General features: G+C 63.3%; 7 protein-coding genes and 2 pseudogenes. 8 read left to right on the forward strand and 1 reads right to left on the reverse strand.

Annotation, left to right across the window (positions count from 1 at the left end; translation table 11 throughout):
• The 6 genes and pseudogenes from HDG33_RS37585 to HDG33_RS25245 all read left to right on the forward strand — a co-directional run.
• Positions 1–81 (forward strand): annotated as a pseudogene (locus HDG33_RS37585) (IS5/IS1182 family transposase); the annotation flags it as partial.
• 690 nt (positions 82–771) lie between these two features.
• Positions 772–1,500: a hypothetical protein gene (locus HDG33_RS25225; RefSeq protein WP_184035113.1), complete on the forward strand. Its 729-nt coding sequence runs from the start codon at positions 772–774 to the stop codon at positions 1,498–1,500.
• 361 nt (positions 1,501–1,861) lie between these two features.
• Positions 1,862–3,328 carry an amino acid permease gene (locus HDG33_RS25230; RefSeq protein ID WP_184035116.1) on the forward strand — a complete coding sequence of 489 codons (1,467 nt, stop codon included), beginning with the start codon at positions 1,862–1,864 and terminating at the stop codon, positions 3,326–3,328.
• Positions 3,329–3,695: 367 nt separating this feature from the next.
• Entirely contained in the window at positions 3,696–4,904 is a 1,209-nt protein-coding gene (locus HDG33_RS25235) for an efflux RND transporter periplasmic adaptor subunit (RefSeq protein WP_184035119.1), read from the forward strand.
• An 11-nt stretch (positions 4,905–4,915) separates the two neighbouring features.
• Positions 4,916–8,113, forward strand: a complete 3,198-nt coding sequence (locus HDG33_RS25240) for a multidrug efflux RND transporter permease subunit (RefSeq protein WP_184035122.1) — start codon at positions 4,916–4,918, stop codon at positions 8,111–8,113.
• On the forward strand, positions 8,106–9,587 hold the full coding sequence (locus HDG33_RS25245; protein ID WP_184035125.1) for an efflux transporter outer membrane subunit: 1,482 nt from the start codon (positions 8,106–8,108) through the stop codon (positions 9,585–9,587). Before HDG33_RS25240 ends, HDG33_RS25245 begins: the two co-directional genes overlap by 8 nt.
• 63 nt (positions 9,588–9,650) lie before the next feature.
• Here the strand turns inward: HDG33_RS25245 and HDG33_RS25250 are convergent, their stop codons facing one another.
• Positions 9,651–11,069, reverse strand: coding sequence for a trypsin-like peptidase domain-containing protein (locus HDG33_RS25250; RefSeq protein ID WP_184035128.1), 1,419 nt, complete (start codon positions 11,067–11,069; stop codon positions 9,651–9,653).
• A gap of 327 nt (positions 11,070–11,396) precedes the next feature.
• On the opposite strand from HDG33_RS25250, the gene HDG33_RS25255 reads away from it, so the two are divergent.
• Both HDG33_RS25255 and HDG33_RS25260 read left to right on the forward strand, forming a co-directional pair.
• Positions 11,397–11,918: a 2,4'-dihydroxyacetophenone dioxygenase family protein gene (locus HDG33_RS25255; protein WP_184035131.1), complete on the forward strand. Its 522-nt coding sequence runs from the start codon at positions 11,397–11,399 to the stop codon at positions 11,916–11,918.
• Positions 11,919–12,024: 106 nt separating this feature from the next.
• Positions 12,025–13,166: pseudogene (locus tag HDG33_RS25260) on the forward strand (MFS transporter); the annotation flags it as partial.
• Positions 13,167–13,175 lie beyond the last annotated feature (9 nt).

Here is a 13,175-nt window from a genome sequence, read left to right on the forward strand (position 1 = left end):
GAAACCCTGGCAGGCCTGCACTTCGTCGTCTTCGCCATGCTTATGCTCGTTCATGCTGCACCGATTATGAAAAGTGCCTAACACGCTCTAAGCCACAAGGCAATAGCCGACGATAAAAATCCGCGCGAGCTGCGATAGCGGCATTGGCTTTCGCTGCAAAGCTTATTCTCGTGGTGCGCAAAGCAGTATTTAACAGTTGTCTAATTTCGGCATGTGGCGTGCATAAATTAATCTGTACGCACGGCCGCGTCTTAATTCATGAGGGCTCTGATTGGGCCCGCCCATAAAAATTGGAATTGAATTGCCGCGCCAGTTTTGTTGGTCACTGAATCGGGCTGCACCCGGCGTCAGTTGTGGCAGGCGAAAGAGTCGCGGTTCGGACGATTCGCGATCGTCTACCGGGCATCGGTGTGCATCGCTTGTGGCGGAGGGCCGACACGCGGCACGCGCATCGACGGTGGCCCGTGCGACGCGTAGTGGAAGCCTTTTCCGAAGGATCCGCAATTTGACATAAGATAAATTATCAACGTTTGTGATGTAGCGGCAAAGCTGTAATGTCGTACCTAGGCAAGGCTGAATCGTCGCAGTCGCAGCATTTTCCAAATCGGCCCAACGAGATTTACAAAAGCTGTCAGATGAATCCGACTTTAGATTTAATGATCGAGCTCAACCGCCTGAGGATTTTATGTACGCTGGCGCACATTATGCGCGCCCCGTAGGGAATATTTTTCAATACGGTCGTAGAACAAAAAGCGAATGGAAATTTGGGCTATGGACACCCTGACAGACGTGCGTGGGCATACAGAGACTCAGCAGATTCGAATCGACAAAAGCGTCGCTTTGAGGTCTTTTGATGACGTGATTCCGCAGGAGTCGATCGTCGAAATCAACGAGTTCATCGACCAGCTGTTTGGCACGACGGCACCGCGCTCGCAGTCCGGCGCAAAGATTGCGGAGATGCTGCGTCGCGGTCAGGCCTTTCGCGAACTCGAGCAGTCGATCTGCGCGAATGCGCGCGCGATGGCCGCGAAGTTCGGTCAGACAAACTTACCGACTGAGCCGTTCCACGTACTGCGCTGTGCGAGCAAGACTTCGTTGGCCGAGAGCCACTGCCGCCACTACGACTCGCACCTGCTGACGCTGCTGATTCCGCTTCAGCTCGCACCCGACGGAGTTCACAACGGCGACCTCGTGATGTACCGCAAGCCGCGCCTGTCCGTAACGACGCTGACCAATATGATCTGCAAGATGCGCCATGGCTTCCTGCACGGCCTGCCGCTCAGCTGGCGCAGCTGGCATACCTTGCATGATCTGCGTGTCGGCAACTGCAAGCGCATTCCGGTCAAGCCGGGCAGCGTCTATGAATTCAACGGCTTCGCACTTCAGCATGCGAACTTCGACGTACAGAACGGACAGCGGCGCACGCTCCTCATTCACTACTACGACCCAGGCCACTCGCTCGGTCTGAGCGGCGTGCTGCGGCGCGGACGGATCGGCTGAGGTCCGCCCCGCAAGCCTGAAATCGTCCACGTTGGCTTGCCGATTCCGCAATCGCACATCGTAAGTCCTCCTGAATCGAACCAGAGGCCTTGCTTGCGATCGCAATGCACAAATGCACCACGGCCCGCGGCACGCCCGGCGCTGCGCGCGCCTGCCATCGCACTGCCCTAGCGCGCCGACAAAGCAAGCGGATTTCACTTTGCCTTTAATCCGGCATAGACTGAATTTTCCGTTAGATGCTTTCTCCGCACTTGCCGTGGCCATTGCCGTGCACGGCGACGGATGTTTTTGTCGTGCTCCACGAGCCGATGGCAGCCTAACCGGTTCGTGCCTGATCAACACTGAAAAGGGACGACTTATCATGGCCGATACCGGTTACATGGCACGCAAAACCGTTGCTGATATCGTCGCCAGCGCCGACGTCGAAGAAGGCCGTCACCTGTCGAAAACGCTGGGCGCGACGAGTATCACCGCGATGGGCATCGGCGCGATCATCGGCGCAGGCATCTTCGTGCTGACGGGGACCGCCGCCGCGCAGTTCGCGGGGCCGGCCATCACGCTGTCGTTCGTGCTGGGCGGCATCGCGTGCGCGTTCGTCGGCCTGTGCTATTCGGAGCTTGCGGCGATGCTGCCCGTGTGCGGGAGCAGCTACACGTACACGTATGCGACGCTCGGCGAGATCTTCGCGTGGATCATCGGCTGGGACCTGATCCTCGAGTACGCGATGGGCGCCGCGACCGTCGCGGTCGGTTGGTCCGGCTATATCGTGAGCCTGTTGCGCAACGTCGGCATCGACATTCCACCTACCCTCGCCGCCGCCCCCGGCACCATCGTCAAACTGGCCGACGGCTCGACGGTCACCGGCGTCATCAACCTGCCGGCGGTGTTGATCATCGCGATCCTGACCACGTTGCTCGTGTTGGGGACGAAGGAGTCGGCGCGGCTCAACAACGTGATGGTCGCGATCAAGCTGACGGTGGTGGTCGCGTTTATCGCCATCGGCGTGTTTTTCATCAAGCCGGAACACTGGCATCCGTTCATTCCTGCCAATACCGGCCAGTTCGGCAGTTTCGGCATGAGCGGTATTCTGCGCGGCTCGGCCGTGGTGTTCTTCGCGTTCATCGGCTTCGATGCGGTGTCGACCGCCGCGCAGGAAGCGCGACAGCCGCAGCGCGACATGCCGATCGGCATTCTCGGCTCGCTGATCATCTGTACGGTGCTGTACATCCTCGTCGCCGGTGTGCTGACCGGCCTCGTTCCGTACCCCGAGCTGAACGTTCCTGATCCGATCGCCAAGGGCGTCGACGCGATCGGGCTCACGTGGTTCTCGATCCTGATCAAAATCGGCGCGTTGACGGGGCTGACCACCGTGATACTCGTGCTGCTCTATGGACAGAGCCGCATCTTCTTCACGATGTCGCAAGACGGTTTGTTGCCGCACTTTTTCTCGAGGGTCCATCTGCGTCTGCATACACCCTATCTGAGTCAGATCCTGATCGGCACCGTCGTCGCGATCGTCGCGGCGCTGACACCGATCGGCGTGCTCGGCGAGATGGTCAGCATCGGCACCCTGTTCGCGTTCGTCCTCGTGTGCGGCGCGGTGATCTATCTGCGGCGCAGCGACGCGGAGGCGACGCGTCCATTCCGGGCGCCCGCCGTGCCGGTCGTGCCAGTGCTCGGCATCCTGTTCTGCCTGCTGCTGATGGTCGGCTTGCCGCTCGTCACGTGGCTGCGGCTCGTCGTGTGGCTCGTGATCGGCATGACGATTTATCTGTCATACGGCCGCAACCATTCGGTGTTGCGGCATCCGGAGCGCAAACGTACGTGAGTGTGTGGCGACTCGGAATATTTTTTGGGGCGCCTCGATTTCGATGACAATTGCATGCCTTTGAATTGCGGCAATTGCCGGATGACAATTGACATGTAATTGACAATTACCATTCAAGATCTCGTCTGCGAGCGGGAATCCCCCGGTCGTGACCACTGCGTCCGCCGCCTGGTCGTTGCGAGTCCATTCCACTCGCGACCACCAAGAATAAATTGACAAGCCACCCAGACACGGTAGGATCAACAGAAATCTTTTCCCCGCATTAACGCACCCACACACGTTCTGAATAGTTAATTCGACCGCAAACCGTTAAAACCGTCACCGATCTCACGCGCAAAAAAGACTGCCTTGATCAAAGGAGTTTCTCTTGCTTTGCTCCGCACTCCGCCTGCGTAGTCGTGCCGTATCGCTTCTGATCACCGGTTTGCCGCTCCTGCTTGCCGCCTGCAACGACCGGTCGCAGACTCCCACCGCCGCGTCGATGCCGCCGGTTCCCGTGCTGGTCGAAACGGTTTCCACCACCCCTGTCGCCGATGTCGTCGAGTTGCCTGGCCGCATCGAGGCCGTGCGCACCGCCGAGATCCGCGCGCGCGTCGACGGCATCGTCCAGCGCACGCTCTATCAGGAAGGCACGGACCTGCCGGCCAACGCCCCACTCTTCCAGATCGACGCGAGCGACTATCGCGCGCAGTTGCAGCAGGCGCAGGCCGCGCTCACGCGCGCGAGCGCCGTTCGCGACAACGCGGCGTCGGTGGTGGACCGGTTCAAGCCGCTCGTCGGCCGTCATGCGGTCAGCGCGCAGGAATACGACGCCGCGCTCGCGACGATGCAGCAGGCGCAGGCCAATGTCTCCGATGCGCAAGCTGCGGTTTCGCTTGCGCAATTGCGGCTCGATCGCTGCATCGTGCGCACGCCGATCGCCGGACGCGCGGGCCGCGCGCTCGTCACCGAAGGCGCGCTCGTCAGCGCGGGCGCCGCCACGCTGCTCACGCAGGTCAATCAACTGACGCCGATCAACGCAGTGTTCACGCAGTCGAATACCGCGATGCTCGACCTCGAGCAGCAGATCCAGTCGGGCGCGCGCAAGCCGACCAGCATGAAGCACGTCGAGGTGCAACTGATCCTTGCCAACGGCCAGGTCTACAACGAGCGCGGTTTTCTGGACTTCGCCGATCTCGTCGTCGATCCGTCGACCGGTACGCAGACGGTGCGCGCGCGGTTCGCGAATCCGGACCGCACGCTGTTGCCGGGGCAGTTCGTGCGCGGGCGCATCATCGCGGCGGGCAATGTGCGGGGCATCCGTATTCCCGAGCGCGCGGTGCAGCTCGACAACGGCATTGCAAGCGTTGCGTTGGTCGCCGACGACGGCACCGTGGTCCGCCGCAATATCTATCTCGGCGAACAGGGCGAAGGACGCTGGACCGTGCGCGACGGTCTGAAGCCCGGCGAGCGCCTGATCGTCGATGGCTGGCAGAAGGTGCAGCCCGGTCAACGGGTCGACGCGCGGCCCGCCCCCGATGCGTCGCCAGCGGCGCATTCGGCCGCGTCCCCTGCTCCCGCTTCGACCGCGCACTGACGGGCTCGCCGATGAATCGATTCTTCGTCGCCCGGCCGGTCTTCGCGTGGGTCATCGCCCTTTTCATCGTGCTGTTCGGCTCGATCGCGCTCGCGCTGCTACCGGTCGAGCAGTACCCCGACGTCGCTCCGCCGTCGCTCACCATCAGCGCGGTCTACAGCGGCGCGGACGCGAGCACGCTCGAGCGTACCGTCACGTCGATCGTCGAAGACGAGATGAACGGCATCGAGAATTTCCTGTACATGTCGTCCGTGAGCCGCTCGAACGGCACGATGCAGATCACCGTGGTGCTAAAGCCCGGCACCAACCTCGACATCGCGCGCACTCAGGTGCAGGACCGTCTGAGCCGCGTCGAACCGCGCCTGCCGCTCGAAGTCCGTCAGATCGGCTTGAGCGTGACGAAGGCGTCGTCAGGCTTTCTGATGCTGCTTGCACTGCAGGCGACCGACGGCACCACCGACGCCGTCGCGATGGGCAACTTCGCGTCGAACAACATCATCAACGAGCTGCGCCGTATCGACGGCGTCGGCGACGTGCAACTGTTCGGCTCGTCGTACGCGATGCGGATCTGGCTCGATCCGCGCAAGCTCGCGGGCTTTGGGCTGTCGGCCAGCGAGGTGCTGCAGGCGATCCAGGAGCAGAACAGCCAGACCGCAGGCGGCAGCCTCGGCGATCAGCCGATCGCGCCGGGCTCCGAATTCACCGCGCAGATCGTCACGCAAAGCCGCTTCACGACGCCCGAGCAGTTCCGCGAAATCATCGTGCACGCGAATCCGGATGGCTCGACCGTGCGGGTGGGCGACGTCGCGCGCGTCGAGCTCGGCAACGACAGCTACGGCAACCGCCTGACCGTCAACGGCAAGGCGTCGGCCGGGATCGCGATCCAGCTCGCGAGCGGGGCGAACGCGCTCGCAGTCGCCAGCGCGGTGCGCCAGCGCATGGCCGAATTGCAGCCGATCTTCCCGCGCGGCGTCGCGTGGACCGTGCCGTTCGACACCACGCCGTTCATCACGACCTCGGTGCAGGGCGTGATCCGCACGATGGTCGAGGCGCTGGTGCTCGTGACGGTCGTGGTGTTCCTGTTCCTGCAGGACTGGCGCGCGACCGTGATCCCGACGATCGTGGTGCCGATCGCGTTGATCGGCACGTGCGCGGGGCTCTACCTGTTCGGGCTGTCGATCAACATTCTGTCGCTGTTCGGCATGGTGGTCGCGATCGGTATCCTCAACGACGACGCGATCGTCGTCGTCGAAAACGTCGCGCGCATCATGCGCGAGGAAGGGCTCGGCGCGCCGCGCGCAACGGTGAAGGCGATCGGGCAGATATCGGGCGCGGCGATCGCGAGTACGCTGGTGCTCGTCGCGGTGTTCATTCCGATGGCGTTTTTTCCGGGCTCGACGGGCGGCATCTACCGGCAGTTTTCGGTCACGCTCGCGGTGTCGATCCTGCTGTCGACGATGTTGGCGCTGACACTCGGCGCGGCGTTGTGCGCGGCGCTGTTGCGCAGCGAGGCGGCCGCCGAAGAGCGGCCGAAGAACGCGGCTTCGCGTCTGCTGCATCGCGTGTTCGACGGCTTCAATCGTGGGCTCGACGCGGGCACCACACGCTATATCGTGGGCGTCGATGCGATGCTGCGCTCGCCGCTGCGCTGGCTGCTGGTGTTCGTCGCGGCCTGCGCGATCACCGTGTTTTTCTTCACGCGGCTGCCGACCGGCTTTCTGCCGACCGAGGACCAGGGGCATATCTTCATTACGTATACCGGCCCGCCGGGTTCGACCGACCAGCGCACGCAGCACGCGATCGACCAGGTCGAGGCGTTTCTGCGAACCCAGCCGCAAGTGCGCAACGTCGCGTCCGTGACGGGCTTCAGCTTCTTTGGCCAGGGGCAATCGGCGGCTCTGTCGTTCGTCGATCTGAAGCCGTGGGACGAGCGCTCGGGCGAGGCCAATTCGGCGAGCGCGCTGGTGCGTCGCGCGAATGCGGCGTTTCGGCAGATTCCCGAGGCGATCATTTTTGCGCTCGACCCGCCGCCGATTCCGTCGCTCGGCAACGCGACCGGCTTCACGATGAAGATCCAGGATCGCAGCGGCATCGGCGGCGAAGCGCTGCAACAGGCCGCGCGGCGGATGATGATCGAGGCGTCGCAAAGCCCCGTTCTCACGGGCGTGCGCGCCGAGGGCATGCCGGAAGCGCCGCAACTGTATGTCGAGATCGACCGCGTGAAGGCGCGCGCATTAGGCCTGCAAATCGGTCAGGTCAATCAGGCGCTTGCGCTGACGTTCGGCTCGAACTACGTGAACGACTTCGTGTTCGAGGGCAACGTGCTGCGCGTGCTGTTGCAGGCGGACGCCGAGCAACGCATGCGTGCCGAGGACGTGACTTCGCTGCGCTTGCGCAATAATCGCGGCGAGATGGTGCCGTTCTCGGCGTTCACGCGCGTGCGCTGGATTTCCGGACCGCAGCAGCTCGAACGCTATAACGGCTTTCCGTCCGCGACGCTGTCGGGTCAGGCCGCGCCCGGCCGCTCGAGCGGCGCGGCGATCGCCGAGATGGAGCGCATCGCGTCGCACGTGTTGACCGGCAACCTGAGTTACGAATGGACCGGCACCGCGCTCGAGGAAAAACAGGCGAGCGGCCAGATCGGCATGCTGCTCGGGCTGTCGCTCGTGGTCGTGTTCCTGTTGCTCGCGGCGCTGTACGAGAGCTGGGCGATTCCGGTCGCGGTGTTGCTGATCATCCCGTTCGGTGTGATCGGCGCGGTACTGTTGACGATGCTGCGTGGACTGTCCGCGGACGTGTATTTCAACATCGGCCTCGTGACGATCATCGGCCTTGCCGCGAAGAACGCCATTCTGATCGTCGAATTTGCGATCAAGGAGGAATCCGAAGGAAGGGACGCGCTAGCCGCCGCCAAAAGCGGCGCACAGCAGCGTCTGCGCCCGATTCTGATGACGAGCGTCACGTTCGTGTTGGGCATGCTGCCGCTCGTGCTCGCGACCGGCGCGGGCGCGGCGAGCCGCCGCGCGGTCGGCACCGGCGTGATGGGCAGCATGCTGACCGCGACGATGTTCGGCGTCTTCTTTACGCCGCTGTTCTATGTCGCCGCGCGACGCTGGCTGAGCCGCAAGAAACGCAGCATCGATCTCGACGATGACGATCTGCCGACAGGCATGCCGCGCGATTCGGGTGGAGGGCAGCGCGATGCGTAAATGCCTTCATGTGCGCCTGGTGCTGCCCCTCTTCTGCTGCTCGCTCGCCGCCTGCAACTTTGCGCCGAACTATCAGCAGCCCCAATTGCCGATCGCGGATCGTTTCGACACGACGGAGACCGCCAATCCGGCCACCGCGCATCTGGCAAGCGAAGTCGACTGGCAGACCTTCTTCGCCGATCCGCAACTCAAGCTGCTGATCGAGGCGGCGCTCGAGCACAACCGCGATCTCGCCGCGTCGATCGCGCGCATCGAGCAGGCGCGCGCGTTTTATCGCATCCAGAACGCCGCGCGTTTGCCGCAGGTCAATGCGAACGCGGGTGCGACCCGCACCAGGGCGCCACTCGGTTCGATCGATCCCGAGTTCGACAACACGGACATCTCGGTCCAGTTCAACCAGTACAACGTGCAGGCCGCAGTGACGTCGTTCGAACTCGACTTCTGGGGGCGCGTGCGCAACACCAGCGAAGCCGCGCGGCGTCGATATCTGGCCACCGTCGACGCGCAGCACGCGTTCCGTTTGTCGCTGATCGGCAATGTCGCGTCGAACTACTACGCGATCCGCTCGGGCGAGGAAGGCATCGAGCTTGCACAACACACGCTCGACAGTCGGCGCTACGCGCTGGAAGTCGCGAAGATGCGGCTCGACGCGGGCGTCACGTCGATGGTCGATTACGACCAGGCGGCCATTCTGGTCACGCAGGCGCAGACGCAGCTGGCCGAGCTGCAACGGACCACCGCGCAGCAGCGCCATCTGCTCGAGGTGCTGATCGGTGGGCCGCTCAGCGGGTCGCTACCGCCGGCGCCGCCGATCGCCGACGCCGCGCAGTTCCGCGAGCTCGATGCGGGCCTGCCCTCCGCACTGCTGATCGACCGGCCGGACATCCAGCAGGCCGAGCAGCAACTGCGCGCAGCCAATGCCGACATCGGCGCCGCTCGTGCGGACTTTTTTCCACGCATCGCGCTGACGGGTAGCTTCGGATATGTGTCGCCCGAACTCGGCGATCTGTTCGTGCCGGCCAAGCAGGCATGGTCGTTCGGCGCGCTGGTCGGCATGCCGATCTTCGATGCGGGACAGCGCCAGGCGCAACTATCGCAGGCGCGCGCGCGCCGCGACGAACTGGTCGCCGATTATCAGCGCACGGTGCAGAACGCGTTTCGTGAAGTGTCCGACGCATTGGTCGCGCGACAACGCTACAAGGAACAGATCGCGGCGCAGGAACAGGCGGTGCAGGCGCAGCGGCAACTCGCCGAAACGGCGGAGCTGCGCTACGAAAACGGGATCTCGATCTATCTCGAGGTGGTGGATGCGCGACGCAATCAGTTTGCCGCCGAGCAGCAGCTGATCCAGCTTCGGGCGACGGCCTTGCAGAACGGGGTGTCGCTTTACGTCGCATTGGGGGGCGGGCCCGACGAGCCGCGGAACGTCACGCAAAGCACGTCTCACAGTGAGGGGGTCCACCCGTCCAACTGAGGCACGCGCGCCACAGCAGCGCGTCGTGCCCGCCGCCGGCATTGCACCGGCGGGTTCTACTCATCAGCCAAGCGTTACGTCGACCGATGCTTGTTCACCATCGCGCACCACGGTGACAGACACGCTGTCGTCCGCCTGAGCGATCATGCGGCGCAGCTGCTCGACGCCGTGAATCACCTTGCCGTCGACGGCAACGATGATGTCGCCCGCCTGAATGCCGGCTTCGGCGGCCGGACCGATGGACTGCTGCACCACCACGCCGCCCGGCAGTTGCGCTTGCTGCTGTTCGTCCTGAGTCAGCGCACGCACGGCGACGCCGAGACGCGGACGGTTTTGCTGCTGCGGTTGTTCCTGCTGCTCTTCGCGTGGCGCGGCCGACGCCATGTCCGACGCTTGCTGCGCGCCCACCGTCACCGCCAGCTTGCTTTCGCCGCCGTTGCGCCACACGCTGATCGTCGCTTTGCTGCCCGGCGAGAGTTGCGCGACCTGACCGATCAATTCGGTCGTATTACCAATATGCTTGCCGTTCACGCCGACGATCACGTCGCCCTGGCGCAGACCGGCTGCGTGCGCGGGACCATTCGGATCGACCGAGCCGACCAGTGCGCCGCCCGTCGAGTCGAGGCCGAGCGCCTTGGCCTTATCGGCGCTGAGCGGCTGCACGCCCACGCCGATGCGGCCGCGGCTCACGTGACCGGTACTCACGAGCTGGTCCTTCACGTGCATCGCCGCGTCGATCGGGATGGCGAACGACAGTCCCTGGAAGCCGCCGGTGCGCGAGTAGATCATCGAGTTGATGCCGATCACTTCGCCGTTCAGGTTGAACAGCGGACCGCCCGAGTTGCCCGGGTTGACCGGCACGTCGGTCTGGATGAACGGGATCGGGCTATCGTCGGAGAACGAGCGCGATTTCGCGCTGATGATGCCCGAGGTCACCGTGCTGTCGAAGCCGTAGGGCGAGCCGATCGCCACGACCCATTCGCCGACCTTGCTGCTGTCCGGGTTGCCGATCTTCACGGTCGGCAGATTGGTCGCGTCGATCTTGACGACGGCGACGTCGGTGGCCTTGTCCTTGCCGATCACGCGCGCGTGGAATTCGCGGCCGTCGGTGAGCTTCACGGTCACGCTGGTCGCGCCGTCGACGACGTGATTGTTGGTCAGGATGTACCCGTCCTGGCTGATGATGAAGCCCGAGCCGAGCGCTTCGCCGCCGCTCTTGCGTTGACCGTTCTCGTCGACCGACGCGGCTTCTTTCACGCCGATATGCACGACCGCCGGGCCATAGCGCGTCACGATACTGGAGAAGTCCGGTGCCGACGAGCGCGAGCCGACGATATCCGCCGCCGCGTGCAGCGACGACGTCGGGCCCTGCGCGTCGTTCACCGACGCATCGGCATTGCGATGGCTCAGCGCATACGCGCCGCCGATTGCGAGGACGACGCAGATCGCAGCGCTACCGCGCCAATAGTTTTTGGTGGTCATAGTCAGGGAGTCTTGCGGAGGGTTACGTGGTGGATGCGTAATGTAGTGGCCTCCACTTAAAGCAGACTTAAAGATGGTGTTCGATCAGAATGCGCGCGCAGGCCTTGTTTCAGGCGTTTTTTGCGTGTCGTGCGGCTTTTATGAGATAGCAACACGTGCATCTTTCGCGCGATTCGAGAACGAGTGCGGCATCGCTTTATCGTGCCTGACCAGTAATTTCCCCAGGATTGACCCCGCCCAAAGCGGTTCCGATAATAACCATATCGTGGACTTTTTATCCACAATGTGGACATTGCTTTTTTCTGCACACTGCGCGAGGAATTTCCTATGGAAGGGGCCAATCAATCCGACCTGACGCCGTACCAGCTACCGTTCCCGAAGGAAGCGCAAAAGGAAATCGTCGTGCCCTTCGCGATTCCGACCGACGAACGCGTATGGGTCCCGCAGGCAGAAAACGTGTCGTTCCGCCCACTGTGCCTGAATGCGTCGCAGGGATACTGGATGAATCTGCTGCGCGTACGCCGCTCGGGCGTGTTGAGCCGGCATCGTCATCCGCAGGCCGTGCACGGCATGGTGCTCAAGGGCCGCTGGCGTTATCTCGAGCATGACTGGGTCGCGACCGAAGGCAGCTACGTGTACGAGCCGCCGGGCGAAACGCATACGTTGTATGTGCCCGAGGACGTCGAGGAAATGATCACGTACTTCCAGGTCAACGGCGTGATGTTCTATTGCGATCCGTACGGGAACTACACCGGTTACGAAGACGTATTCACGAAGATCGACATGTGCCGCAAGCACTACGCGGCGGTGGGCCTCGGCGAAGACTACGTCGAGCGGTTCGTCCGGTAAAACGCCGCGCAAGCCCCCAACGGAACCAACGGCCAGGACGCCGCAATACCGACAGGCACGGCAACACCATTCCCACACAGCAGGACCCATTGCGCAGGAGACAAACATGCTTCAGAAGTCGCAGCGGCTGAAACGTATCCAGGTGGTCGCCGTCGTCTTCCTGACGGTGGCGGGCATCGTCAATTATCTCGACCGCAGCACGCTGTCGATCGCGAATCATCTGGTCAGCGAGGAATTGCATCTGTCCGCTTCGCAGATGGGGCTGCTGCTGTCCGCGTTCTCGTTGTCGTATGCGTTCGCGCAGTTGCCGGTCGGCGCGCTGCTGGACCGTTTCGGATCGCGCGTGATGCTCGGCCTCGGCATGCTCGTGTGGTCGATCGCCCAGGTCGCGGGCGGCTTCATCCAGACGCTCAATCACTTCCTCACGGCGCGCGTCGTGCTCGGCATCGCCGAGGCGCCGCTGTTTCCGGCCGGCGCGAAAGTCATCAGCGAATGGTTCGCGGTAGGCGAGCGCGGCACGCCGATCGGCACCTTCATCTCGTCATCCACCATTGCGCCGATGATCGCACCGCCGCTGCTCACGGTGCTGATGCTTTCCTTCGGATGGCGAACGATGTTCGTCATGATGGGCGTGGTCGGCGTTGTCGTCGCGCTCGCGTGGTACCTCGTCTATCGCAATCGCAGCGAAATCGCGCTGACCGAAGAAGAAACCGCGCATCTGAACGAAGGCGCGACCGGCCAGGAGAATCCGCAGGGCCTCAGCTGGTCCGAATGGGGCGCGCTGTTCAAGCTGCGCAACACGTGGGGCATGATCTTCGGCTTCATGGGCGTGATCTACATGGTGTGGCTCTATCTGACGTGGCTGCCCGGCTATCTGGAGCGTGAGCGTCATCTGAGCATCGCGCACACCGGCTGGCTCGTCGCGATTCCGTATGTGTTCGGCACGATCGGCATGGCGAGCAGCGGCGTGATCGCCGACTATCTGTTGAAGCGCGGCATGGCGCCGATCCGCAGCCGCAAGTGGCCGCTGTGCGTCGGTCTCGTCGGCGCGGCCGCATTCACCGTGCCGGCCGCCTACACACCGAGCACGACGCTCGCGATCGTCTACGTGTCGCTCGCGATGCTGTTCGTGAACCTGTCGAGCGGCAGCGCATGGGCGCTCGTCAGCGTCGCCGCGCCGCGCCGCGACATCTGGTGGCGTCGCTCGGCAGCATGCAGAACTTCGGCGGCTATCTGGGCGGCTCGTTCGATCGAGAC

The sequence above is a fragment of the Paraburkholderia sp. Cpub6 genome (genome assembly GCF_014201065.1).
GTDB classification, from domain to species: Bacteria; Pseudomonadota; Gammaproteobacteria; order Burkholderiales; family Burkholderiaceae; genus Paraburkholderia; species Paraburkholderia tuberum.